This is a genomic window from Serratia sp. CoH_134_PS_4 (assembly GCF_058190535.1).
Window position 1 is genome coordinate 61320 of the sequence record NZ_JBXWKI010000010.1, and the last position, 23982, is coordinate 85301.

Here is a 23982-nt window from a genome sequence, read left to right on the forward strand (position 1 = left end):
TATGACGGCTCAGGTTAACGGCAGCAGTGAAGTGTTGGTGCACTTCACGCTGAAACTGGAAGACGGTTCGACCGCAGAGTCTACCCGCAGCAGTGGCAAACCGGCGCTGTTCCGTCTGGGTGACGGCAGTTTGTCCGAACCGCTGGAAGCACAACTGCTTGGTTTGAGTGCGGGCGACAAATGTGCTTTTACCTTACAGCCGGAAGCGGCATTCGGTGCAGAGAACCCGGATCTGGTCCAGTTCTTCTCACGTCGTGATTTCGCGGAAACCGGGGTACCGGACGTCGGCACAATTATGCTGTTTACCGCCGTTGACGGTAGCGAAATGCCAGGCGTGGTACGTGAAGTGGCGGAAGATTCGATTACCGTTGATTTCAACCATCCGCTGGCGGGCCATCCGGTAACCTTCGATATCGAAGTGCTGGAGATCGATCCGCAGCAGGAGGAGACGCATGCAAATATTGCTGGCTAACCCACGCGGCTTCTGTGCTGGGGTTGATCGTGCGATCAGTATCGTTGAACGTGCGCTGGAAATTTATGGCGCACCTATCTATGTGCGCCACGAAGTGGTGCATAACCGCTATGTGGTAGATAGCCTGCGCGAGCGCGGGGCGGTATTTATCGAAGAAATTACTGAAGTGCCGGATGGGTCGATTTTGATCTTCTCGGCGCACGGTGTTTCTCAGGCGGTACGAGCAGAAGCCAAAGCGCGTGATTTGACCATGCTGTTTGATGCCACTTGCCCATTGGTGACCAAAGTGCATATGGAGGTGGCGCGAGCCAGCCGCCGTGGTACCGAGGCGATCCTGATAGGCCATGCGGGCCATCCAGAAGTGGAAGGCACCATGGGCCAGTACAGTAACCCTAAAGGGGGCATGTACCTGGTCGAGTCGCCAGATGATGTGTGGAAGCTGCAGGTGAAAGATGAGAGCAACCTGTGCTTTATGACGCAAACCACATTGTCGGTGGATGACACGTCTGACGTGATTGATGCTTTGCGCAAGCGCTTCCCGAGCATTATCGGCCCGCGTAAGGACGATATCTGCTATGCCACCACTAACCGCCAGGAAGCGGTACGCAACCTGGCGGGTGATGCAGATGTGGTTTTGGTTGTGGGGTCGAAAAACTCCTCTAACTCTAACCGGTTGGCAGAGCTGGCTCAGCGTGTCGGCAAGCCGGCATATCTGATCGACTCTGCGGCTGACATTCAGGAAGCCTGGCTGAAAGATGCCCGTAATATCGGTGTCACTGCCGGCGCATCCGCACCTGACGTACTGGTTCAGGATGTGATCAGCCGCCTGAAGGCGCTGGGGGGTGTCAACGTGCAGGAAGTCAGCGGCCGCGAAGAAAACATCGTGTTTGAAGTGCCGAAAGAGTTGCGGGTTGATATCAAGCAGGTTGAATAAGCTTCAACGCCAAATAAGATAACGGGGAGCCTAGGCTCCCCGTTTTTCGTTTGGGAGTGAGAGCCAAGAAATAGAGGAATTGAGTTTTGGGTAGGGAAAGGGAACTGATTCAAATTTTATGTTATTCAAAGTCAAATTCGTTCTGATAATTTGAATTAAAGATGAGAAATTACTTATATAGAAAGTCAGGGAGTTATTAAGGATAATATCATTAGTCTGCAATCTAAATTAACTCTGGTGCTGGTCAGCAATATGCCGAAAAGTTAAATAACTAAATTAAGTGACGTTACGGATACTTCTTATTTTATTAAGTTCTGAACTGATCTAAGGAATGCTTCTCGTTTTTCTGTAAATAGATTTTCATATGCTCTAATAAGCGGCGAACTTTTAATGGTTGGCTGTCCCTTCTTGGCATAATCGCATAACAATTAATGTCGGGTAATCGCCACTCGGGTAACACCTCTACCAAATCACCGTTGTGTAATTCACGCTCAACGTTGACAAAAAAATTCCGGATGATTCCTTTGCCGGCCAGTGCCAATTCTTTCATCGCCATGCCGTTATTGGTAAATAAACGTCCGGTCATTCGTAACCTGTGCTCTGCGCCGTCCTGATGGAGCAGGCGGACAAACTGCGGGTTGCCCAAGGGGGTAAAAGTAACCCATTGGTGGTGAGTCAGTGACTGCGGGCTATCGGGTATGCCGTGGTTGGCAAGGTAGACTGGAGAAGCGCACAGGACTTCGCGAAAGCGCGCCAGCCGGGTCGATACGTAGCTGGAGTCGGCCAATACGCCACCGCGGATGGCCAGATCAATGCGTTGGCCTATCAGGTCGATTTTTTCGTCATGAATTTCTAATCTCAGTGTGATTCGCGGGTGATCATCAAGGAAGCTTTGCAGCGCCGGCACCAGATAATGGGTGGCAAATTCCGTGGAGGTGGCGACGCGCAATTCCCCAGCCAGTTCACCGCGCAACGCAGCGATACGCTGCTGGCCCCGTTCGGCTGCATGGATCATCAGTACACAATCCTCATAAAAACACAGCCCGGCCTCGGTCAGGCTCAGTGAACGCGTAGAACGTAGAAGTAATTGAATGCCCAGTTCGTTTTCCAGCAAGCGGATATGCTGACTGACGGCGGAGGTAGTAATGCCTAATTCTTTGGCTGCCATGCTGAATGCGCCGCAATCGACAACTTTAGAAAAAATGGCCATGCGTTTTAGAATATTACTCATAGTTTGTTAAGTTCAACTTAACCAAGATTGTGAATTATACGGGCTAATAATATAGCAGTTTCTCTTCTATATTGCCTGAAGCAGATAAATCGTGAGGGTAAGACTTATTTCCCGATCGTCATCTCTATTTTTGATAAGTCTTATTGCGTTTGCGAATAAATTGCCTGCGCCACATCTGAACAGGAGTTAATTGTGGATAGTGCTCGTATTGAAACAATATCGTTAAAAATCCTTCATGAGCTATTGCAATACCGACGTCGATTCCCAGGAATGGAAACGTCAAACGCTGAGGAAGAACATGCCGTTTCTCAGGTACAATTACCGCGTATCCGGGCATTTATTGAAAACCAACAACGCATTGAATTTGTGCTCCCCGCCTTCCCAACAAAATCACCTAATACTAATAAGGTAATTGGTTCGGTGCCCGATATGGCAGAACGGCTGTCACTGATATTCCTTAATTCTCTCTGCCAGCGTATTCAGCTTTATTACCCGCCAGGGGCGCATATCGTCATCTGTTCTGACGGCCATGTCTTTGGCGATTTGATCCGCGTCAGCGATGACGCCATTAATCACTATCAGCGCGAAATCGAAAACTTGTTACATGAGGTGGGGGCAACTCACCTGAGCGTGTTCAACCTGGGCGATGTGGAAGGCCTGGCCGAGCATACCGGCGATTACGATCTCCTGCGTCAACTGCTGGTTGACGGTTATGCCGAATCGGAAACGGCGATCAAACAACAGTTGATGCAGGATGAGCAGGGGTTACAGCTGTATCGCGCCATCACCCGCTTCTTGTATGAAGACAGTCAGCTTCCTGATTACGTTGGTTCCAACGCGGCACTGCAAAAAGATGCCAAACAGCGTGCCTGTGGCGTGATACAGCGTAGCTGGGCCTGGGGCAATTTGTTGGCCCAGCATTTCCCATCGGCGATACGTTTGTCTATCCACCCGCAGCCTGCGGACAGCCTGAAAATGGGCATTCATATGATGCCGACCAAAGATGATTGGCTGACCCCGTGGCACGGGGTGGCGGCTAACATCAACGGACAGTTTGTCCTGATGAAGCGCAAGGATGCCCAGCAGTTGGCGGGTGAACTGGTGACGATCCGCGGAACACCCAGCCATTACCTGATCGAACAGCCTCAAATGGCGTAATTGGCCACATTGCGCCCGCAATCTTGGTGGGCGTCTTTTAACGGTACGGTTGCCGTGTGAGCAGCAAATTCGATTCAAGGAGAGTTACTGATGGATAATCAAACACTGAACTGCCGCATTGAACTGAATACCCCCTTTGGTGCGGTACTGACCCCTATGCACCCTGGGCAACACATCAGCGAACTGCCCGTGGCTGCACTGCGGGCATTGGCGCAGCAGCATCACCTGCTGGTGTTGCGCGGCTTTGGCTCCGGTTTTACCGATCCACAGGTACTGACGCATTATGCCGAGGGGTGGGGAGACATCATGATGTGGCCGTTCGGTGCGGTGCTGGACGTGAAAGAACACCCGGGCGCCAAGGACCACATTTTCGATAGCAGCTATGTGCCACTGCATTGGGATGGTATGTACAAACCGACCATTCCTGAATTTCAGCTGTTCCATTGCGTCGCGGCACCTTCACAGGATGAAGGCGGACGGACGACCTTTGTGGATACCACGCGGTTGTTGGCCAATGCCGACGAATCACTGCTGGCCCAGTGGCTGACGGTATCGATCTCCTACCGTATTAAGCAGGTGGTGCATTATGGCGGTGAGGTGTGCTCGCCGCTGGTGGTGACGCATCCAAGCGGCCACGGGCAGATCATGCGCTATAACGAGCCGCCGACCGAAGGCAAGAAATTCCTGAACCAGCACGCCCTGGAATACCACGGTGTACCGCAAGATCAACAAGAGGCTTTCCATCAGACGCTGCAGCAGCATTTGTACGATCCGCGTCACTATTATGCTCATCAATGGCAGCAGGGCGACGTCGTCATTGCGGACAACTTCTCGTTATTGCACGGCCGTGAAGGGTTCACTGCCCGTTCCGCACGTCATTTGCAGCGCGTGCATATTCAGAGTAACCCGGTGTGTGCCAATTTGGCGCTGAAGCCGGCTAACGCAGAGGCTTAACCCGTTATGGCACGTATTCTGATGACCCGGTGGCAACGCCGGGTCATGTTTATCCGATGCTGAGCATTGCTCGATACCTGATTGCGCAAGGGCATCAGGTTCGGGTGATGACCGGTGCCCTGTTTCGTGAACGTGCAGAAGCGGCTGGCGCACAATTTATCGCCTTTGATGAGCGGGTAGATTTTGATTACCGCTGTCTTGAGCAGCACTTTCCAGAGCGCGCTGCGCTGCCCCCGGGTAATGCGCAGATGGCGTTGGCGCTGAAAGATTTTTTTGCTGCGCCGATCCCGCTGTTGGATCAGCAATTGCGCGCCGCGATCGCGGCTGAGGCCACGGATTTGTTGATGGTGGAAAACTGCTTCTATGGCGTGTTACCACTGCTGCAAAGGGTGGACCGTCCTCCGGTGATCGGCATCGGCGTGACGCCTTTGTCGTACTCTTCAACGGATTCGATCTTCTACGGGCCGCGAATACCCCCCGGGTTATTGCCACGCGATTTGCTACGGGAGCAACTGGTGGATGACGCGACCCGTTTGCTCATCGATGAAGTGCACCAGCGCTTTGATGTTGCGATGGCACAATCCGGCGGTAAACCGCTGCAACAGGCGTTTACTGATGCACTGATTGGCGGTTGCGATCGATTCTTGCAACTGGCTACCCCGGCGCTGGAATATCCCCGTGACGATTTGCCTGACAGCGTGCGTTTTATTGGCCCGTTGCGCAGTGCCGCGGCGGCGGATAAGACACCAGACCTGTGGGATGAGGCCGACCGTCGTCCGCTGGTGATCGTCTCGCAGGGCACGCTGGCGAATGTCGATCTGCACCAGTTGATAGTCCCAACGTTGAAGGCGCTGGCGCAGTTACCTGTGCGAATTTTAGCGACCACCGGTGGGCGTTCAGTTGAAGCCTTGCAGGCACTTTTGCCTGCTAATGCCAGGGTGCAGGCGTTTATCTCTTTTGATCACTGGTTGCCGCAGGCGGCGTTGTTGATCACCAACGGCGGTTACGGTTCGATCAACGCCGCGTTGGATCACGGCGTACCCTTGATTGTAGCCGGTACGGGCGAAGATAAACTCGAGGCCGCTACGCGGGTGGTCGCTGCGGGATGTGGGATAAACCTGCATACCAGCACTCCAGATGAAGCACAGCTGAGGCAGGCCGTACAACAGATCCTGGTACAGCCGCTGTATCGACAGCGTGCGGCGCTGGTCCAGGCCGACTATGCGCGCCATGATGCGCTGGCGGCAATCGCCGAGGAAGTGGCGGCCTTAACCGGTTAAGCAGCCCGTCTTATCACCTCTTAGGCACCCTTCGTGGTGCCTTTTTTTATGCAGATTCAACCAGTCAAAACTGCATGATTATGTATCACCCTGAATTGGCGTGTATTGCAGCGAATGTTAACCTATTGACAGCATTACTGATGAAAAGCAGCCAATATCATAATTTTCTAATTATGAAATGAATCCTCTGGTGGTGATAAGGTGTGGCAGTTAACCTGAACCCATATCCCCATCATATTTGAAGTGGCATCTGTGTTGGCTGCGTTCGATCACCCGTAAGAGTACGTTCATCGGGAAACGCGCCTTTGCGGCCTGGGTGTCGCTCTGAATTATCTCGGGTGCTGATATCACAATGACAAGAGAGCATGTATGACTGATTCACAAATCCGCATTGCGATTGCGGGTTCCGGCGGCCGCATGGGCCGTCAATTGATCCAGGCGGTACAACAGGTGCCTGGCGTGGTACTGGGTGCGGCGATTTCACGCCCGGGTTCAAGTCTGATCGGTGTTGATGCGGGTGAGCTGGCAGGCATAGGCAAGTTGGGCGTGGCCGTGAGCGACAGCCTGGAAAGCGTTGTCGGTGATTTTGATATTCTGATCGACTTCACTCGTCCGGAAAGCTCCCTGGCGTATCTGGCTTTCTGTGTCGAACACAAAAAAGCTATCGTGATAGGCACCACCGGTTTTGATGATGCGGGCAAAGATGCCATCCGCGCCGCTGGCGAGCAGATTGGCATCGTGTTTGCCGCTAACTTCAGCGTGGGCGTTAATCTGGTGCTGAAACTGTTGGAAAAAGCAGCCCAGGTGATGGGGGATTATACCGACATTGAAATTGTTGAAGCGCATCATCGCCACAAGGTGGATGCCCCGTCGGGGACTGCGTTGGCGATGGGGGAGGCGATTGCCGGTGCGCTGGGGCGTGATCTTAAAGAGTGCGCCGTGTATGCACGTGAAGGTTATACCGGCGAACGTGACCCAAAAAGCATCGGCTTTGCCACTATCCGCGCTGGCGACATTGTCGGTGAACACACTGCCATGTTTGCCGACATTGGCGAGCGGGTAGAAATTACCCACAAAGCCTCCAGTCGTATGACTTTTGCCAGTGGAGCAGTTAAGGCCGCTATTTGGTTAAGTAAGCGTGATAAAGGCCTGTTTGATATGCGTGATGTACTGGGTCTTGACCAGTTGTAATTAATTTATACACCATCGTGATGTGGTTGTATTAATCATAATTATATGATTAAAGGACAATAATTTTATTGTCCTTTTTTTTAACACTGAAAATGATGGTTTAGATTATTTCTGTGTTCTTGATGTGTTTTTATGTGTGTTTTAATGGGTTATTTCATCCATAATAGGCTTTGATGATGTTTTAAACCCCGTATTTTAGCGTCGCTAGTGCAATTTTTTGTCATCCCATCCCGCAACCGTTTACCAGCCCGAGTTTAGCGGTGTTTTTATGGCTGCTGGGGCTATTAAACGCCGAGAAGTGCAAAAATAAGAGAAAAAATGGCGCTTTGGGTAGACAAGCGGAGCACTCATCATTAAAATGCGCCCAATTTGCCAAAAATTGACCTTGAGGGCGGTTTTTGCATTGATTTAGATCGCGATATCTGAATTAATATGCAAATATTGTGATTGATTATTCCTTGGAGGGTGTTTTGATTAAGTCAGCGCTATTGGTTCTCGAAGACGGAACCCAATTCCACGGTCGGGCCATCGGGGCAGAGGGTACGGCAGTGGGGGAAGTGGTCTTCAATACGTCGATGACCGGTTATCAAGAAATCCTCACTGATCCTTCCTACTCCCGCCAGATCGTTACTCTTACTTATCCCCATATCGGCAATGTCGGCACCAATGCTTCCGACGAAGAATCCTCCGCAGTACACGCCCAAGGCCTCGTCATTCGTGACCTCCCACTGATTGCCAGCAACTACCGCAACGAAGAAGGTCTGTCTGATTACCTGAAGCGCCATAACATTGTGGCGATTGCCGATATTGATACCCGCAAGCTGACTCGTCTGCTGCGTGAAAAGGGTGCACAGAACGGTTGCATCATCGCCGCTGACACGCCGGATGCCGCTCTGGCATTAGCGAAGGCCAAAGCCTTCCCGGGTCTAAAAGGCATGGATCTGGCCAAAGAAGTGACCACTCAGGAAGCTTACAGCTGGCAGCAGGGGAGCTGGACACTGGAAGGCGAACTGCCGGAAGCCAAAGCAGCCTCTGAACTGCCATTCCACGTCGTGGCATATGATTACGGCGCCAAGCGTAACATCCTGCGCATGCTGGTGGATCGCGGTTGCCGCCTGACGGTAGTACCCGCACAGATGCCGGCAGATGAAGTCTTGAAGATGAATCCGGACGGCATTTTCTTGTCCAACGGCCCTGGCGACCCAGAGCCATGTGATTACGCTATCACTGCGATTAAACAGTTCCTGGAGACCGACATTCCGGTGTTCGGCATCTGCCTCGGTCATCAGTTGCTGGCACTGGCGAGCGGCGCAAAAACCGTGAAGATGAAGCTTGGTCACCACGGCGGCAACCACCCGGTGAAAGACCTGGATAACGACTGCGTCATGATTACCGCCCAGAACCACGGTTTTGCAGTGGACGAAAATAACTTGCCGGCCGAACTGCGCATCACGCACAAATCCTTGTTTGACCACACGGTGCAGGGCATTCACCGCACCGATAAAGCAGCGTTTAGCTTCCAGGGTCACCCTGAAGCCAGCCCGGGCCCACACGATGCCGCGCCGCTGTTCGATCACTTTATCGAATTGATCGAGACTTACCGTTCTAACGCCAAATAATCAGGAGCAAAAAAATGCCAAAACGTACTGATATAAAAAGCATCCTGATCCTCGGCGCTGGCCCGATTGTTATCGGTCAGGCGTGTGAGTTCGACTACTCGGGTGCTCAGGCGTGTAAAGCGCTGCGCGAAGAGGGTTACCGGGTCATTCTGGTGAACTCCAACCCGGCCACGATCATGACTGACCCGGAAATGGCTGATGCGACCTACATCGAGCCAATTCACTGGGAAGTGGTGCGTAAAATTATCGAGAAAGAGCGTCCAGACGCCGTGCTGCCGACCATGGGCGGCCAGACTGCACTGAACTGTGCGCTGGAGCTGGAACGTCAAGGCGTACTGGCCGAGTTTGGCGTGACCATGATTGGCGCGACCGCTGATGCGATCGATAAAGCGGAAGACCGTCGCCGTTTTGACGTGGCAATGAAGAAAATCGGTCTGGACACCGCGCGTTCAGGCATCGCACACAACATGGAAGAAGCGCTGGCAGTTGCCGCTGACGTTGGCTTCCCATGCATCATCCGCCCTTCCTTTACTATGGGTGGCACCGGTGGCGGCATCGCTTATAACCGCGAAGAGTTCGAAGAGATCTGCGAACGCGGTCTGGACTTGTCACCGACCAAAGAACTGTTGATTGACGAATCGCTGATCGGCTGGAAAGAGTACGAGATGGAGGTGGTGCGCGATAAGAACGATAACTGCATCATCGTCTGTTCGATCGAAAACTTCGACGCCATGGGTATCCATACCGGCGACTCCATCACCGTGGCGCCAGCACAGACATTGACCGACAAAGAATACCAAATCATGCGTAACGCCTCGATGGCGGTGCTGCGTGAAATTGGCGTCGAAACCGGTGGTTCCAACGTGCAGTTCTCGGTTAACCCGAAAACCGGCCGCTTGATCGTCATCGAAATGAACCCGCGCGTATCTCGCTCCTCGGCGCTGGCGTCAAAAGCCACCGGCTTCCCGATTGCCAAAATCGCCGCCAAGCTGGCGGTGGGCTACACCCTCGATGAGCTGATGAACGACATCACCGGTGGCCGTACCCCGGCTTCGTTTGAACCGTCAATCGACTACGTTGTGACTAAAATTCCTCGTTTCAACTTCGAGAAATTTGCCGGTGCCAATGACCGCCTGACCACCCAAATGAAATCGGTCGGCGAAGTGATGGCTATTGGCCGCACCCAGCAAGAGTCGCTGCAAAAAGCGCTGCGCGGCCTGGAAGTGGGCGCGACCGGTTTTGACCCGAAAGTGAGCCTGGATGATCCGGAAGCCTTGACCAAAATTCGTCGTGAGCTGAAAGATGCTGGCTCCGATCGTATCTGGTACATCGCTGACGCCTTCCGTGCCGGCCTGTCAGTTGATGGCGTATTCAACCTGACCAACGTTGACCGCTGGTTCCTGGTACAGATTGAAGAGCTGGTGCGTCTGGAAGAGCAGGTTGCCGAAACCGGCATCAACGGCCTGACTCAAGAGTTCCTGCGCACCCTGAAGCGTAAAGGCTTCGCTGATGCGCGTTTGGCGACTTTGGCTGGCGTCGCCGAAAGCGAAATCCGCAAACTGCGTCACGGTTATGGCCTGCACCCGGTATACAAACGTGTGGATACCTGCGCAGCGGAGTTCGCTACCGATACCGCTTACATGTACTCCACCTATGAAGAAGAGTGCGAGTCCAACCCGACCAATGACCGTCCGAAAGTGATGGTGCTGGGCGGCGGTCCGAACCGTATCGGCCAAGGCATTGAGTTCGACTACTGCTGCGTGCACGCCTCGCTGGCACTGCGTGAAGACGGTTACGAAACCATTATGGTCAACTGTAACCCGGAAACCGTGTCTACCGACTACGACACCTCCGACCGCCTGTACTTCGAGCCGGTGACGCTGGAAGACGTGCTGGAAATCGTGCGCATCGAGAAGCCTAAAGGCGTGATCGTGCAGTACGGTGGCCAGACCCCGTTGAAGTTGGCACGTGAGCTGGAAGCTGCCGGTGTGCCGATTATCGGCACCAGCCCGGATGCGATTGACCGTGCCGAAGACCGTGAACGTTTCCAACAGGCGGTGAACCGTCTGGGCCTGAAACAGCCTGCTAATGCTACCGTTGCCACTATCGAACAAGCGGTAGAGAAAGCGGCCGGTATCGGTTATCCGCTGGTGGTGCGTCCTTCCTATGTGCTGGGCGGGCGTGCGATGGAAATCGTCTATGACGACATCGACCTGCGTCGCTACTTCCAAAACGCCGTCAGCGTATCCAACGACGCTCCGGTACTGCTGGACCGCTTCCTGGATGACGCGGTAGAAGTGGACGTCGACGCAATCTGCGACGGTGAGCGGGTGCTGATTGGCGGCATTATGGAACACATTGAACAGGCTGGCGTACACTCCGGTGACTCCGCGTGCTCACTGCCGGCGTACACCCTGAGCAAAGAAATTCAGGACGTGATGCGTCAACAGGTTGAGAAACTGGCGTTTGAGCTGCAGGTTCGTGGCCTGATGAACGTGCAGTTTGCCGTGAAGAACAACGAAGTCTACCTGATTGAAGTCAACCCACGTGCTGCACGTACCGTGCCGTTTGTCTCCAAGGCTACTGGCGTGCCGCTAGCCAAGGTGGCTGCGCGTGTGATGGCAGGTAAAACACTGGCTGAGCAGGGCGTAACGGAAGAAGTTATCCCGCCGTACTACTCGGTGAAAGAAGTGGTATTGCCGTTCAACAAATTCCCAGGCGTTGACCCGATTTTAGGGCCAGAAATGCGCTCTACCGGGGAAGTGATGGGCGTTGGCCGCACCTTCGCAGAAGCTTTCTCCAAAGCGATGCTCGGCAGCCAGTCAGGCATGAAAAAACAGGGCCGCGCACTGCTCTCTGTGCGTGAAGGCGATAAAGCCCGCGTGGTGGACCTGGCCGCAAGCCTGTTGAAACAGGGCTTCGAGCTGGATGCCACTCACGGCACCGCAGTGGTGCTGGGCGAGGCGGGAATTAACCCGCGCCTGGTCAACAAAGTGCATGAAGGCCGTCCGCACATTCAGGATCGTATCAAGAATGGCGAATACACCTACATCGTTAACACCACGGCCGGTCGTCAGGCGATTGAAGACTCCAAGCTGATTCGCCGCAGCGCACTGCAGTACAAAGTGCATTACGACACAACCCTGAACGGCGGCTTTGCCACTGCGATGGCGCTGAAGGCAGATCCGACCGAGCAAGTGACGTCGGTGCAGGAGCTGCACGCACGCATCGGCAAGTAATTCGATAATGCCGTAAGCCCCAGGGCGCTGCAGCTGCAGCGCCCTTATTTTTTTAACTTGTTCAGGGAATTTGTTGTCTTGAATTAGAAATTTCCGCTATCAATCATTCAGCAAACTGTCACCCTGTGTGATTGGTATATGCTTGATGTATTAGCATGGAACGAAGGAACGACGACAACATGATTCTCATTATTTACGCCCATCCCTATCCCCGGCATTCGCATGCCAATCACCGTCTGCTACAGGCAGTGAAGGATATTCCTGAGGTGGAGGTGCGCTCGTTGTACGAGCTGTATCCCGACTTCAATATCGATATCAATGCCGAGCAGCAAGCCTTGGAGCGCGCCGATCTGGTGGTGTTGCAACACCCGATGCAGTGGTACAGCCAACCGCCGTTACTGAAACTGTGGATCGATAAAGTGCTGGAACATGGCTGGGCTTATGGCCATGAAGGCAATGCCTTGGTGGGTAAAGATGTGCTGTGGGCAGTAACCAGCGGTGGCGATGAACACCATTTCGAGCTGGGCGATTACCCCAACTTTGCAGCACTGGCACAACCGTTGCAGGCGACCGCATTGTATTGCGGCATGAATTGGCTGCCGTATTTTGCCGTGCATAACACCTTTACCTGCAATGAGCCGGCGTTGATGGCCGCTGGGGAAGCCTATCGCCAAAGGCTGATAACGTATCTGATGGAACACAGCGAACCCGTTGAGCAGGGAGTCGAAAATGGATAATCACCAGATGATGATTGAGGGGCTGATCTATTTAGGATCGGCCGCATTGTTTGTGCCGATCGCAGTGCGGCTTGGACTGGGCTCTGTGCTGGGCTACCTGATTGCTGGCTGCATTATTGGTCCCTGGGGGCTGAAGCTGGTTTCCGACGCTGAGTCGATCCTCACCTTTGCCGAGATCGGCGTGGTGCTGATGTTGTTTATCATCGGCCTGGAGTTGGATCCGAAACGGCTTTGGACGTTGCGGGCATCGGTGTTTGGCGGCGGTATTATTCAGATGGCGTCGTGCGGGCTGGCGCTGAGCGCGTTTTGTTATTTCCTCGGACTGGACTGGAAGGTGGCGCTGCTGATCGGTCTGACTCTGGCATTGTCTTCCACCGCGATTGCCATGCAGGCCATGAGTGAGCGTAACCTGACGCCATCGCCGATTGGTCGCAGCGCGTTTGCGGCGTTGTTATTCCAGGATATCGCGGCGATCCCTTTGGTCGCGATGATTCCGCTATTGGCCAGCAGCGGTACTGCGACCACGTTGGCATCATTCGCCCTGTCGGCTGCCAAGGTGGTTGGGGCATTGGCGACGGTGGTACTGCTTGGTCGCTATGTCACTCGACCGTTGCTGCATTTTGTCGCCCGTTCCGGTATGCGCGAAGTCTTCAGCGCCGTAGCACTGTTCCTGGTCTTTGGTTTTGGCATTCTGCTGGAAATGGCCGGGCTGTCGATGGCGATGGGGGCTTTCCTCGCTGGGGTGATGTTAGCGAGTTCTGAATACCGCCACGCATTGGAAAGCGATATTCAGCCATTCAAAGGGCTGTTACTCGGGCTGTTCTTCATCGGTGTCGGCATGTCTATCGACTTCGGCACCCTGTTCCACCACCCGTTGCTGATCGCGTCGCTACTGCTGGGCTTTATGCTGATTAAAGCAGCGTTACTGTGGCTGATTGGGCCGTGGCTGGGGGTGCCAAAACGTCAGCGTGGCATGTTTGCCATCTTGTTAGGTCAGGGCAGTGAGTTTGCTTTTGTGATCTTTGCGGCTGCGCAACTGGCTGGGGTCTTGCCGCCAGAATGGGCTAAGTCATTGACGCTGTCAGTGGCCCTGTCGATGGCGATGACCCCCTTGTTGTTGGTCGTGGCCGCCCGGCTTGAGAAGAACGCGCCGAAAGATGAACGTCCGGCGGATGAGATTGACGATGAGAATGCCAGCGTAATCATTGCCGGGTTTGGTCGCTTCGGCCAGATTGCCGGCCGTTTATTGCTGGCCAATGGTGTGCATACCGTGGTGTTGGATCACGACCCAGACCATATTGAAACTCTGCGTAAGTTCGACACGAAAGTATTTTATGGCGATGCCACCCGTGCCGAACTGCTGGAAGCGGCGGGGGCAGAGCACGCCAAGGTGCTGATTAATGCTATCGACGACGTAGAGGCCAACTTGCAACTGACCGAACTGGCCAAGCGGCATTTCCCGCATCTGAAGGTGGTGGCGCGTGCACGTGACGTTGATCACTGGTATCAGCTGCGGCAGTTGGGGGTGGAAAGCCCGGAACGTGAAACCTTTGAAAGTTCACTGCGTATCGGTCGTGAAGCACTGGAGCTGCTGGGGCTTGATGCCTACGAGGCACGTGAGAAAGCCGATACCTTCCGGCGTTATAACCAGAAAATGCTGGAGGAAACGCTGGAGAATTACCAGGATACAGAATTCCGCATTGCCAGCTTGCAGCGGGCCAAAGAGATGCTCAGCGCTGCTATCGAGCAGGACCAAAATCGGCTGGCGAGAGTACAGCAAAGTGGTTGGCGTGGCAGTATTGACGGTAAGGCACCGGAGGATGAGGTGGTAGAAGCCAAGGGATAATCATGCTGATATTGACCCAAAGTACGGGGTGTTGCGGTTAAGCGGCAAGTCCATGAATCCCCGGGAGCTTGGTGAGCCAAGTGACCGGGGTAAATGTATGCCGTCAACAACGCGGCAGCGACAGGTAAGAAGGGGCAATTAACTGAGCGCGACCTTGATACCCAAGGCAATCAGCATGCCGCCCAGCACTTTGTCGACGATCTTCTGGGTCTTTTCCAGCCCACGGCGTACCGGCCCGCTTTGTATCAGGAATACCAACGCCGGCCACCAGAGGGCAGACAGCCCAAGAATAATCCCTGCGTACCAGAGTTTTTCGCCCAGCCCAGAGTTGATCTGCAGTACCTGAGTGAATACCGCCAGGAAGAATAACGTGGCTTTTGGGTTAAGCAGATTACACAGATACCCTTGTACAAAGGCGCTTTTCAGGCTCACCTGCTGTTGCGGTAGATTACTGACATTCATCTTGCTGCCACCGCGTGACAGTAACGCCTGAATACCAACCCAAATCAGGTATACCGCCCCCGCGTATTTCAGCACATTAAACAACCAGGGTGTGGTCGTGATCACCACCGCCAAGCCGGCGACACAGTAAGACATATGGGTCGCGACACCGCAGAACACACCGAAGGCGGTCATCATGGCAGCCAGCCGCGGATAACGGGCCGCGTTTTTGATCACCAGGAAAAAATCCGGACCTGGCGATAGCATCCCTAAAGCGGCAATACCGGCAACGAACAGCGAAGTTTCAAGCATGATTTGACTCTCTGCACAAAAGGCCCAATTGCGCTGATAATAACGCCGCTTCTCCTGATGCGCATCAACCAAATGAGGTAATGTTTGACTCTATGATAAACATTCCTGCCCGCCGTCTTTCAAGCCGCAGTAGTGAAAGCCAGAGGGTCTACTCAGCGCGAACCCCGGGACATTATGCAACAGCCGACAACGACAGACATCCCGCCGCCACAGCGGCAACAACGTGAAATCACTCGGCTGTGCATTCAGTGTGCTTTGCTGCTGTTACAACATGGCGCTGAAAGCACGGTAGTGGAGCAGTTATCGACTCGGCTGGGGATGGCGCTGGGGATGGACAGCGTGGAAAGTTCGATCTCGGCCAATGCGGTCGTGCTGACGACGCTCAGTAAAGGTGAATGCCTGACCACGACACGCAAGAATGTTGACCGCGGCATCAATATGCAGATGGTGACCGAGGTACAACACATCGTCATTTTGGCGGAGCATCGGCTCGCCGATGCGCATGACGTAGCCCGGCGTTTCGAGAAAATCCGTCCGCTGCGTTACCCACGCTGGTTGGTCGTGTTGATGGTGGCGCTGTCTTGCGGCTGCTTCAGCGTATTGAACGGTGGTGATCAAAAAGCATTTGCAGTCACCTTTATCGCCAGTGGCCTGGCGATGTCTGTGCGCCAAATGTTGACGGCTCGTCATATGAATCCGCTGATTAACTTTTGCCTGACGGCGTTTGTCGCTACATCGGTTTCCGGCCTGCTACTGCGATTGCCGGTGTTTAGTCAAACCTCCACGGTGGCGATGGCGGCCAGCGTACTGCTGCTGGTGCCCGGATTCCCGCTGATTAACGCGGTCGCCGATATGTTCAAGGGGCACATTAATACTGGTTTGGCGCGTTGGGCGATGGCGAGCTTGCTGACGTTGGCCACCTGTATCGGTGTAGTGATGGCGATGGCGCTATGGGATCTGCGGGGGTGGTCATGAGTTTGCTTTGGGCCTTACTGCAGGACATGTTGCTGGCGGCGGTGCCGGCGCTGGGCTTTGCCATGGTATTCAACGTGCCGCTGCGTGCCTTGCGTTATTGCGCATTGTTGGGCGCGGTGGGCCACGGTTCCCGTATGCTGATGATGCACGCAGGAATGAACATCGAATGGGCGTCGCTGCTGGCAGCTATTTTGATTGGCATCATCGGCATTTATTGGTCTCGCTGGCTGCTGGCACACCCAAAGGTGTTTACCGTGGCAGCCGTGATCCCGATGTTCCCCGGTATCTCCGCGTATACCGCGATGATCTCAGTGGTTGAGATTTCGCATTTGGGTTATAGCGAGGCGCTGATGGCCACGATGATGAGTAATTTTCTCAAGGCCTGTTTTATCGTCGGCGCGTTATCGATCGGGCTGTCATTGCCTGGGCTTTGGTTGTATCGCAAACGTCCCGGCGTCTGAGGATTTACGGGCAAGAAAATATGGGTATTAGTTATGCTGATAAGAGCTATCTTATATATTCATATTGCTTGATTAGCCTATCGACGGCAGATAGGGCTTTACGTATAGTGTGAGCAATTTTGCTGCCTACACAGGGTTTAACAATGATTATCAGCCTGATCGCTGCCTTGGCGGCGGATCGCGTTATTGGTATGGAAAACGCCATGCCGTGGCACCTGCCAGCAGATTTAGCGTGGTTTAAACGTAACACGCTGAATAAACCGGTTATTATGGGCCGTAAAACTTTCGAGTCCATTGGTCGCCCGTTGCCGGGGCGCCATAATATCGTTTTAAGCAGCCGTCCTGGCAGTGAAACCGGGGTGACCTGGGCGACGTCACTGGACGAAGCACTGGCCGCTGCTGGCGATGTCGAAGAAGTCATGGTGATGGGGGGGGGGCGTATTTATACCCAATTCCTGCCACGCGCCAACCGCATGTACCTGACGCATATCGATGCCGAAGTCGGTGGTGACACCCATTTCCCGGACTATGAGCCGGACGAATGGGAAACTTCGTTCAGTGAGTTCCACGATGCTGACGAGCTGAATTCTCACAGCTATTGCTTCGAGATTTTAGAACACCGCTAATCACCGGGTGTTAGCCATATCCTCCAAAGGGCGCAAGAGATTGCGTCCTTTGTCGTTTCTGCGGCAAAAGGTTTTCTGACTTTCAACTGTAACATTTTCGTCACATTTCCTGATTAGTATGAAGCCCAACTCTGAGCGCCCGGCAACTCTGGTGAATCTTGATCGCGGCGCCATATTAAAAAAGGAAATAAACCTATGACGACTAAAATTGAGCAATTAGATGCCGATCGCCTGACCGACCCCACCCGCCGCAAGTTACTGCTGGGCAGCGCAGGTGCCGTTGGCCTGGCCGGTTTCCTCGGCGGCGGTATTTGGACCCTATCCGCCGACGCATTGGCAGAAGATTTACCGCCAAACAAGCTGTTGGGCTTCAAGGGCATTGCAGCCTCAACCGCGGATGAGGTGGCGATTGCACCGGGATATCGCGCGGAGGTGCTGATCTCTTGGGGGGAACCGTTGGTTGAGGGCGCTGCCGCTTTTGACCCGCAGGGCAATAACAGCGCCGCCGACCAGGAAAAGCAGTTTGGTGATAACAACGATGGCATGAGTTTCTTCCCGATTGATGACAATCACGGCGTGATGGCCATCAACAACGAATACGTTAATGAGCAGTATCTCTTTGCCCATGGTGGCACCAAAGCCACCAGCCTGGAGGACGTGCGTAAATCACAAGCCGCACATGGTGTTTCCATTGTTGCGGTGCGCCGCGACGGTGACAGCCAACGCTGGGAAGTAGAGCGTCCGTCACGCTATAACCGCCGTATCACGGCCAATACCGAAATGCAGTTCAGCGGCCCGGCTGCCGGCCACCCGTTGTTGCAGACGGCGGCTGATCCTAGCGGACGCAAGGTGTTGGGCACCTTCGGCAACTGTGCTAACGGGAAAACGCCCTGGGGCACTTACCTGACCTGCGAAGAGAATTTTGATACTTATTTTGGTACTCACCAGGCGGATTACAAGACGACGGCAGAACAGAAACGCTACACGCTGAAAGTGAGCGAACCGGAGCGTAACTGGCCGGATTATGACGAGCGTTTTGATGTGGCGAAAAATCCAAACGAATTCAACCGCCACGGTTGGATTGTCGAAATCGACCCAATGAATCCAACGTCGACACCGATCAAACACACCGCTCTGGGGCGCTTCAAGCATGAAAATGCTGCCGTTACTGTCGCAAAGGATGGCCGCCTGGTTGTTTACATGGGGGACGATGAGCGTGGTGAGCACATTTATAAATACGTTTCCAAGGGTGTGGTTGACGTGGCTAACCCTGCCAATAATCGTACCCTGTTGGACGAAGGCACGCTGTATGTGGCGCAGTTTGATGGCGATGCCGCCGGGACGCCGTTGAAGGGCACAGGGCGTTGGATTGCCCTGGAGTTCGGCAAGAATGGGCTGACACCGGAAAATGGCTTCCGTGACGAGGCTGAAGTGCTGATCTTCGCCCGTAAAGCGGCGGCGCAGGTTGGGGCAACCAAAATGGACCGCCCGGAATGGATCGCGGTCAATCCTCACGATGGTCGAGCCTATTGCACGTTAACCAATAACAGTAAGCGTGGCGAAGAGGGCATGCCGCTGAACGCGGCGAACCCGCGCCCGAATAATGTCTACGGTCAGATTATCCGTTGGGATGAAGGTGGCGATGCCACGGCGGCGTCATTCACCTGGGATATTTATGCATTGTGCGGCAACCCTATTGCGCACCCGGAAGGGGTGAATCGCGGTACGCCCAATATTACTGCGGACAATACCTTCAATAGCCCGGATGGCTTGGGCTTTGATAAATCCGGTCGCCTGTGGATCCTCACTGACGGTAAATACAGTAATAAGGGCGACTATGCTGGGCAAGGGAACAACCAGATGTTGGTGGGGGATCCACTCAGTGGTGAGATTCGTCGCTTTATGGTCGGCCCGAAATCCTGCGAATTGACCGGTATTACCTTCACTCCGGATTACAAGACGATGTTTGTCAACGTACAGCACCCGGGCGAAGAAGGCGATTCCCATTTCCCGAACAACAGTCCGCGCCCGCGTTCGTCAGTATTGATGATTACGCGTGAAGACGGTGGTGTTATCGGGGCTTAAGGCGAAAACAGTGGGGCGGCTTTAACTGCCCCACTCTAATTATGACGCGACCTGTTGGTGCACGCTGTCCTGAGAATCACGGCGGTGAGCCGGTTGGGTAAAGTACTGCTGATCTTCCCAACGTAGCATGGTCAGATCGCCCCCCCAACAACAGCCGGTATCAAGGCCAATAACGCCTGCGGGTGTGCCCTTACCTTCCAGTGATGCCCAGTGACCAAAGATAATGGTGTAATCGGCATCAACCAATCGCGGTAATTCAAACCAAGGCTTGAGCGGGGCAGGCGCTGTGCCTGGCGCATCTTTGCAGATCATATCAAGCTGGCCGTTCGGGAAGCAGTAACGCATGCGTGTCAGGGCATTGGTGCTGAACCGCAGGCGAGCCAATCCGCTCAGCTCTGGGCTCCAGTTGTTCGGCATATCACCGTACATGGCGTCGAGGAACAGCGGATAGCTGTCGCTGCTCAATACGGCCTCGACTTCACGGGCGCAGATTTGTGCCGTTTCAATGTCCCATTGCGGAGTGATCCCGGCATGTGCCATCACCAGTTTGAGTTGCTCATCCACTTGCAGCACCGGTTGGCGGCGTAGCCAGTTGATAAGCTCATCAGCGTCAGGGGCTTCCAGCAACTGAGTGATGCGGTCTTTGGGCTTATTACGACTGATGCCGGCATAGACAGCCAACAGGTGCAGATCGTGGTTGCCCAGGACCATACGTACCGCAGGGCCGAGTGAACGCACGTAGCGCAGCACGTCCAACGAGCCGGGGCCGCGGGCAACCAAATCGCCGGTCAGCCACAGGCGGTCATGCAGAGGATCGAAAGCAACTTGGGCCAATAGCGACTGCAGTTCATCAAAACAGCCATGAACATCGCCGATGAGATATGTCGACATAGAATTAGTGAATCAGTGTTGGGATAGCTAAGCGGAACACGGGAATAGCGGTCTGGAACGGTTGACCCTGATGATCAACCATTTCGTAATGGCCTTCCATGGTACCCAGTGGCGTTTCAAGGATAGCGCCGCTGGTGTATTGGAATTCTCCCCCAGGTGGAATGAGGGGTTGTTCGCCAACCACGCCTTCACCCTGAACTTCAGTCTGACGGCCATTACTGTTGGTAATCAACCAGTAACGCCCAAGCAGTTGCACGTTGAAACGCCCCAAATTGCGGATGGTGATGGTATAAGCGAAGACGTAACGTTCTTCCTCAGGTATCGATTGTGATTCCACATAGACACTTTGTACCTGAATACATACACGGGGCGAATCAATCATGACCACTACTCCTTATTGCTGCGGCGCGGGATTGGCTGAAAGCCAGTTAGCCAGCTTACAGTATTGCGCCACAGAAATATTCTCTGCTCTAAGTACCGGATCGATACCCAATTCCGTCAGTTGCTCTGGCGTGAACAGATCACCCAGGCTGTTGCGGACCGTCTTCCGGCGCTGGTTGAACGCCTGAGTTGTAATCCGGCTTAGCATACGTACGTCACCCACCGGGTTCGGGTTCACAAGGTGCGGAACCAGACGTACCACAGCGGAATCCACTTTTGGCGCCGGGGTGAAAGAGGTCGGTGGCACTTCCAGCACCGGGATGACATTGCAGTAGTACTGCGCCATTACGGTTAAACGCCCGTAGGCTTTGCTGTTTGGCCCAGCAACCAGACGATTGACGACTTCTTTCTGCAACATAAAGTGCATGTCGCGGATGGCCTGAGTATAGCTGAAAAGGTGGAACATCAGCGGCGTCGAAATGTTATACGGCAGGTTACCAAACACGCGCAGCGGTTGGCCAGCCTGCTCGGCCATTTCGGCAAAGTTCACCGTCATGGCGTCTTGCTGGTGGATGGTCAGTTTGTCTTTCAGCTGTGGGTGATTCGCCAGGCGAGCCGCCAGATCGCGGTCCAGCTCAATCACTGTCATGCGGTCCATGCGTGCGCCAACCGGCTCGGTCAATGCACCCAAGCCGGGGCCGATTTCAACCACCGCTTCACCCGGCATGGGATGAATGGCGGAGACAATGCTATCGATGACAAACTGATCGGTTAAAAAGTTCTGTCCAAAGCGTTTGCGGGCAAAGTGCCCTTGGTGGACTTTATTATTCATTACAATTAATTATCATTTTAATGGCGAGATTCAAGGCCGTTTTGAAACTGCCTGCATCGGCGGTGCCGGTGCCTGCAAGTTCTAAAGCGGTACCGTGGTCGACCGAGGTACGGATAAAAGGCAAACCGAGGGTAATATTTACCGCCCGGCCGAACCCTTGGTATTTTAGCACTGGCAGACCCTGATCGTGATACATCGCCAGCACAGCATCGGCATGTTGCAGATACTTGGGCTGGAACAGGGTGTCTGCCGGCAGTGGGCCAATAAGATGGATACCTTCAGCACGCAGCGCGTCGAGCGCCGGGATAATGGTATCGATCTCTTCGCGGCCCATATGGCCACCTTCTCCGGCATGCGGATTCAGGCCACAGACATAAATTTGTGGTTGTGCAAGGCCAAATTTGGTTTTCAGGTCATGGTCGAGAATATGGATGACTTCATGCAGACTTTGCTGGGTGATAGCGCCAGGCACAGCCAATAAAGGCAGGTGAGTGGTCGCCAACGCCACGCGCAGCTCTTCCGTTGCCAGCATCATCACGACACGATCGCAGCCGCTGCGATCGGCAAAGAATTCGGTATGGCCAATAAAGGGGACACCGGCATCATTGATCACGCCCTTGTTCACCGGGCCGGTGATCAGTGCGGCGAATTCGCCATTCAGACAGCCGTCGCAGGCGCGTGCCAGCGTTTCTACGACGTAGGCGCTATTGCCCACGTTCAATTCACCTGCTACGACCGCATGAGCGAGCGCGACGGGTAATACCGTCAGCGTACCGGCTCGCTGTGGCTGGGCAGGCTGTTGAGCTTGATAGTCGCGCAGCTGTAACGGCAGGTTTAACTGCCGGGCGCGCTCAAGCAACAAGGCCGGATCCGCGCACACCACCAGTTCAACAGGCCAATCCTGTTGTGCCAGCACTGCCACTAAATCCGGCCCAACCCCGGCAGGCTCGCCGGGGGTGATTACGATGCGATTATTGTTGTGCATTACCGTCAAGGATCTTCACGTAAGCCTGAGCACGTTGTTCCTGCATCCAGGTTTGCGCTTCTTCTGCAAACTTGCGGTTGAACAGCATGCGGTAAGCACGGTCTTTCTGCGCCGCGTCGGTTTTATCCACCTGACGCGTATCCAGCAACTGAATCAGGTGCCAGCCGAAGGAAGAGTGCACTGGTTGGCTGATTTCGCCTTTACTCAGTTTCATTAAAGCATCGCGGAAAGCAGGATCGTAGATGTCTGGAGAAGCCCAGCCCAAATCACCACCCTGAAGTGCAGAACCTGGATCTTGAGAAAGCTGTTTGGCTTCGTCAGCAAACTTGGCGCGGCCGCTCTTAATTTCTTCAGCAACGGCTTGCAGTTTTGCACGAGCCTGATCGTCGGTCAGCACCACGGAAGGCTTCAGCAGAATATGGCGTGCATGAACCTCGGTGACGGATACCGACTGGTTGGCGCCGCGGATATCGTTCACTTTCAGAATGTGGAAGCCGACACCGGAACGGATTGGGCCGACCACATCGCCTTTTTTGGCGTTAACCAGTCTTTCAGCGAACAGCGTAGGGATTTCCTGCAGCTTGCCCCAGCCCATGTTGCCGCCTTTCAGCGCCTGGGAGTCCGCGGAGTAGGCGATCGCCAGCTTGCCGAAGTCGGCACCGCCGTTGATTTCACCCATCAGTTTTTTCGCCAAGGCTTCTGCGTCGTCAACCTGTGCCTGCGACGGGTTTTCCGGCAGCGGGATCAGGATGTGACTGATGTTCATTTCAGTATCGCTACCGTTCTGAGCGCCAACCTGCGTTGCCAGTGAGTCCACTTCCTGAGGCAGGATGGTGACGCGTCGGCGAACTTCGTTGTTACGCACTTCAGAAATCAGCATTTCCTTACGGATCTGCGAACGGTAAGTGTTGTAGTTCAAGCCTTCATACGCCAGACGGCTGCGCATCTGATCGATGCTCATTTTGTTCTGTGCAGCGATGTTACTGATGGCTTTGTCCAGATCGGCATCGGAAACGGTAATGCCCATTTTCTTGGCCATCTGCAGCTGGATGTTATCCATAATCAGGCGTTCAAGGATCTGGTGACGCAGTGTCTTGTCATCCGGCAATTGTTGCCCGGCTTGCTGCGCATTAAGTTTCACCGACTGCAACAGGGTGTTTACGTCGCTCTCAAGCACAACGCCGTTATCCACGACGGCGGCGACTTTATCCACTTCTTGGGGTGCTGCGAACGCGGTATTGGCGCAAACCACCAATCCGAGAATAAGCGTTCTCCAGTTCTTCATACATTTCCCATTATGTAATCCGCAAATGCGGGTGAAAGTTCTCGTTT

At 54.1% G+C, this 23982-nt stretch carries 20 protein-coding genes and 1 pseudogene; 14 read left to right on the forward strand and 7 right to left on the reverse strand.

Translation table 11 applies throughout. The annotated features are described in order from the left end of the window. Position 1: 1 nt before the first annotated feature. Both fkpB and ispH read left to right on the forward strand, forming a co-directional pair. On the forward strand, positions 2-472 hold the full coding sequence (gene fkpB / locus AC2FCQ_RS16400) for an FKBP-type peptidyl-prolyl cis-trans isomerase (protein ID WP_209634992.1): 471 nt from the start codon (positions 2-4) through the stop codon (positions 470-472). Then, the gene (ispH, locus tag AC2FCQ_RS16405; protein WP_209634993.1) at positions 453-1406 is read left to right on the forward strand and encodes a 4-hydroxy-3-methylbut-2-enyl diphosphate reductase; all 954 of its coding nucleotides are present in this window, start codon (positions 453-455) and stop codon (positions 1404-1406) included. The genes fkpB and ispH overlap by 20 nt, the downstream gene beginning before the upstream one ends. 307 nt (positions 1407-1713) lie before the next feature. Here the strand turns inward: ispH and AC2FCQ_RS16410 are convergent, their stop codons facing one another. Next, the gene (locus AC2FCQ_RS16410; protein WP_209634996.1) at positions 1714-2637 is read right to left on the reverse strand and encodes a LysR family transcriptional regulator; all 924 of its coding nucleotides are present in this window, start codon (positions 2635-2637) and stop codon (positions 1714-1716) included. A gap of 192 nt (positions 2638-2829) precedes the next feature. Between AC2FCQ_RS16410 and pvcA the strand changes: the two genes are divergently transcribed. From pvcA to kefC, 8 genes and pseudogenes are all read left to right on the forward strand, one after another. Beyond that, a complete protein-coding gene (pvcA, locus tag AC2FCQ_RS16415) occupies positions 2830-3795 on the forward strand; it encodes an L-tyrosine isonitrile synthase (RefSeq protein WP_209634998.1) in 966 nt (321 codons plus the stop codon). Positions 3796-3885: 90 nt separating this feature from the next. Further along, entirely contained in the window at positions 3886-4749 is an 864-nt protein-coding gene (locus AC2FCQ_RS16420) for a TauD/TfdA dioxygenase family protein (RefSeq protein ID WP_490308641.1), read from the forward strand. 6 nt (positions 4750-4755) lie between these two features. Further along, a pseudogene (locus AC2FCQ_RS16425) lies at positions 4756-6029 on the forward strand (glycosyltransferase). Between the two features lie 369 nt (positions 6030-6398). Further along, the gene (gene dapB, locus AC2FCQ_RS16430) at positions 6399-7220 is read left to right on the forward strand and encodes a 4-hydroxy-tetrahydrodipicolinate reductase (protein ID WP_265555805.1); all 822 of its coding nucleotides are present in this window, start codon (positions 6399-6401) and stop codon (positions 7218-7220) included. A gap of 470 nt (positions 7221-7690) precedes the next feature. Next, positions 7691-8839: a glutamine-hydrolyzing carbamoyl-phosphate synthase small subunit gene (gene carA / locus AC2FCQ_RS16435; protein ID WP_490308640.1), complete on the forward strand. Its 1149-nt coding sequence runs from the start codon at positions 7691-7693 to the stop codon at positions 8837-8839. 14 nt (positions 8840-8853) lie between these two features. After that, a complete protein-coding gene (carB, locus tag AC2FCQ_RS16440; RefSeq protein WP_209635007.1) occupies positions 8854-12078 on the forward strand; it encodes a carbamoyl-phosphate synthase large subunit in 3225 nt (1074 codons plus the stop codon). Positions 12079-12257: 179 nt separating this feature from the next. Then, positions 12258-12815 carry a glutathione-regulated potassium-efflux system oxidoreductase KefF gene (kefF, locus tag AC2FCQ_RS16445; RefSeq protein ID WP_209635009.1) on the forward strand — a complete coding sequence of 186 codons (558 nt, stop codon included), beginning with the start codon at positions 12258-12260 and terminating at the stop codon, positions 12813-12815. Next, positions 12808-14661, forward strand: a complete 1854-nt coding sequence (kefC, locus tag AC2FCQ_RS16450) for a glutathione-regulated potassium-efflux system protein KefC (RefSeq protein WP_490308639.1) — start codon at positions 12808-12810, stop codon at positions 14659-14661. Before kefF ends, kefC begins: the two co-directional genes overlap by 8 nt. A gap of 138 nt (positions 14662-14799) precedes the next feature. Here kefC and AC2FCQ_RS16455 read toward each other — a convergent pair whose 3' ends face one another. Next, positions 14800-15414: a LysE family translocator gene (locus tag AC2FCQ_RS16455; RefSeq protein ID WP_404760395.1), complete on the reverse strand. Its 615-nt coding sequence runs from the start codon at positions 15412-15414 to the stop codon at positions 14800-14802. A 174-nt stretch (positions 15415-15588) separates the two neighbouring features. Here AC2FCQ_RS16455 and AC2FCQ_RS16460 point away from each other — a divergent pair, with 174 nt between their 5' ends. The 4 genes from AC2FCQ_RS16460 to AC2FCQ_RS16475 all read left to right on the forward strand — a co-directional run bounded on the left by AC2FCQ_RS16460 (position 15589) and on the right by AC2FCQ_RS16475 (position 19561). Further along, positions 15589-16389 (forward strand): threonine/serine exporter family protein, encoded by an 801-nt coding sequence (locus tag AC2FCQ_RS16460; RefSeq protein WP_209635012.1) that lies wholly within the window; start codon positions 15589-15591, stop codon positions 16387-16389. Then, entirely contained in the window at positions 16386-16850 is a 465-nt protein-coding gene (locus AC2FCQ_RS16465) for a threonine/serine exporter (RefSeq protein ID WP_209635013.1), read from the forward strand. The genes AC2FCQ_RS16460 and AC2FCQ_RS16465 overlap by 4 nt, the downstream gene beginning before the upstream one ends. A gap of 143 nt (positions 16851-16993) precedes the next feature. Beyond that, the gene (gene folA, locus AC2FCQ_RS16470; RefSeq protein ID WP_037420718.1) at positions 16994-17476 is read left to right on the forward strand and encodes a type 3 dihydrofolate reductase; all 483 of its coding nucleotides are present in this window, start codon (positions 16994-16996) and stop codon (positions 17474-17476) included. A 195-nt stretch (positions 17477-17671) separates the two neighbouring features. Beyond that, entirely contained in the window at positions 17672-19561 is a 1890-nt protein-coding gene (locus AC2FCQ_RS16475; RefSeq protein WP_265555799.1) for a PhoX family protein, read from the forward strand. Positions 19562-19600: 39 nt separating this feature from the next. On the opposite strand, the gene apaH is transcribed toward AC2FCQ_RS16475, so the two are convergent. The 5 genes from apaH to surA are packed head-to-tail and all read right to left on the reverse strand — an operon-like array spanning position 19601 to position 23935. After that, on the reverse strand, positions 19601-20452 hold the full coding sequence (gene apaH, locus AC2FCQ_RS16480; protein WP_209635015.1) for a bis(5'-nucleosyl)-tetraphosphatase (symmetrical) ApaH: 852 nt from the start codon (positions 20450-20452) through the stop codon (positions 19601-19603). Between the two features lie 4 nt (positions 20453-20456). Beyond that, positions 20457-20834 (reverse strand): Co2+/Mg2+ efflux protein ApaG, encoded by a 378-nt coding sequence (gene apaG, locus AC2FCQ_RS16485; RefSeq protein WP_012005174.1) that lies wholly within the window; start codon positions 20832-20834, stop codon positions 20457-20459. A gap of 12 nt (positions 20835-20846) precedes the next feature. Beyond that, positions 20847-21665, reverse strand: a complete 819-nt coding sequence (rsmA, locus tag AC2FCQ_RS16490) for a 16S rRNA (adenine(1518)-N(6)/adenine(1519)-N(6))-dimethyltransferase RsmA (protein ID WP_037420728.1) — start codon at positions 21663-21665, stop codon at positions 20847-20849. Beyond that, entirely contained in the window at positions 21658-22650 is a 993-nt protein-coding gene (gene pdxA / locus AC2FCQ_RS16495; protein WP_209635016.1) for a 4-hydroxythreonine-4-phosphate dehydrogenase PdxA, read from the reverse strand. The genes rsmA and pdxA overlap by 8 nt, the downstream gene beginning before the upstream one ends. Next, positions 22637-23935 (reverse strand): peptidylprolyl isomerase SurA, encoded by a 1299-nt coding sequence (gene surA / locus AC2FCQ_RS16500; protein ID WP_209635017.1) that lies wholly within the window; start codon positions 23933-23935, stop codon positions 22637-22639. The genes pdxA and surA overlap by 14 nt, the downstream gene beginning before the upstream one ends. Between the last annotated feature and the right edge of the window lie 47 nt (positions 23936-23982).

What these genes read in the sequence shown, in the direction of transcription:
- apaG (WP_012005174.1), bottom strand. Translation starts at nt 20,834, where the DNA reads ATGATTGATTCGCCCCGTGTATGTATTCAGGTACAAAGTGTCTATGTG.
- AC2FCQ_RS16465 (WP_209635013.1), top strand. Translation starts at nt 16,386, where the DNA reads ATGAGTTTGCTTTGGGCCTTACTGCAGGACATGTTGCTGGCGGCGGTG.
- rsmA (WP_037420728.1), bottom strand. Translation starts at nt 21,665, where the DNA reads ATGAATAATAAAGTCCACCAAGGGCACTTTGCCCGCAAACGCTTTGGA.
- carB (WP_209635007.1), top strand. Translation starts at nt 8,854, where the DNA reads ATGCCAAAACGTACTGATATAAAAAGCATCCTGATCCTCGGCGCTGGC.
- AC2FCQ_RS16420 (WP_490308641.1), top strand. Translation starts at nt 3,886, where the DNA reads ATGGATAATCAAACACTGAACTGCCGCATTGAACTGAATACCCCCTTT.
- dapB (WP_265555805.1), top strand. Translation starts at nt 6,399, where the DNA reads ATGACTGATTCACAAATCCGCATTGCGATTGCGGGTTCCGGCGGCCGC.
- ispH (WP_209634993.1), top strand. Translation starts at nt 453, where the DNA reads ATGCAAATATTGCTGGCTAACCCACGCGGCTTCTGTGCTGGGGTTGAT.
- kefF (WP_209635009.1), top strand. Translation starts at nt 12,258, where the DNA reads ATGATTCTCATTATTTACGCCCATCCCTATCCCCGGCATTCGCATGCC.
- AC2FCQ_RS16455 (WP_404760395.1), bottom strand. Translation starts at nt 15,414, where the DNA reads ATGCTTGAAACTTCGCTGTTCGTTGCCGGTATTGCCGCTTTAGGGATG.
- AC2FCQ_RS16460 (WP_209635012.1), top strand. Translation starts at nt 15,589, where the DNA reads ATGCAACAGCCGACAACGACAGACATCCCGCCGCCACAGCGGCAACAA.
- AC2FCQ_RS16410 (WP_209634996.1), bottom strand. Translation starts at nt 2,637, where the DNA reads ATGAGTAATATTCTAAAACGCATGGCCATTTTTTCTAAAGTTGTCGAT.
- folA (WP_037420718.1), top strand. Translation starts at nt 16,994, where the DNA reads ATGATTATCAGCCTGATCGCTGCCTTGGCGGCGGATCGCGTTATTGGT.
- AC2FCQ_RS16475 (WP_265555799.1), top strand. Translation starts at nt 17,672, where the DNA reads ATGACGACTAAAATTGAGCAATTAGATGCCGATCGCCTGACCGACCCC.
- surA (WP_209635017.1), bottom strand. Translation starts at nt 23,935, where the DNA reads ATGAAGAACTGGAGAACGCTTATTCTCGGATTGGTGGTTTGCGCCAAT.
- kefC (WP_490308639.1), top strand. Translation starts at nt 12,808, where the DNA reads ATGGATAATCACCAGATGATGATTGAGGGGCTGATCTATTTAGGATCG.
- pdxA (WP_209635016.1), bottom strand. Translation starts at nt 22,650, where the DNA reads ATGCACAACAATAATCGCATCGTAATCACCCCCGGCGAGCCTGCCGGG.
- apaH (WP_209635015.1), bottom strand. Translation starts at nt 20,452, where the DNA reads ATGTCGACATATCTCATCGGCGATGTTCATGGCTGTTTTGATGAACTG.
- fkpB (WP_209634992.1), top strand. Translation starts at nt 2, where the DNA reads ATGACGGCTCAGGTTAACGGCAGCAGTGAAGTGTTGGTGCACTTCACG.